General features: G+C 29.7%; 1 pseudogene. It reads left to right on the plus strand.

The annotated features are described in order from the left end of the window. Positions 1–209 (plus strand): annotated as a pseudogene (locus U881_RS12565) (PBSX family phage terminase large subunit); the annotation flags it as partial. Between the last annotated feature and the right edge of the window lie 135 nt (positions 210–344).

The raw sequence follows: 344 nt of genomic DNA on the forward strand, positions 1-344 counted from the left end.
GAATTACCACTTTAATCGGACCCATAACATCATCTTATCTTAGTATTTTAGATTTTAGTAGTAAATCTGCTATTTCTGATATTTATGCTTATACGGGAGTAGGGAATAGCAATGATGATTCACTTGACGCATTATCTGCTTCATATTTACTCTTAACATTAAATTATCATGAGAGAAAAGCACATTTTACCAAATTTAAGTTTATTTAATCTATAAATTATTGTATAATAAATAAATAAGGAGGTTTTATGGAGACATTAGCACGTAGAATGATAACCCAGCAAATGGTCTTAGCTGCTCTTATTAAAGTTGGTATTGATCAAGAAATAGCCGAAGATTTGTCT

This window comes from Borrelia persica No12 (assembly GCF_000500045.1).
In the GTDB taxonomy this organism is placed as follows: Bacteria; Spirochaetota; Spirochaetia; order Borreliales; family Borreliaceae; genus Borrelia; species Borrelia persica.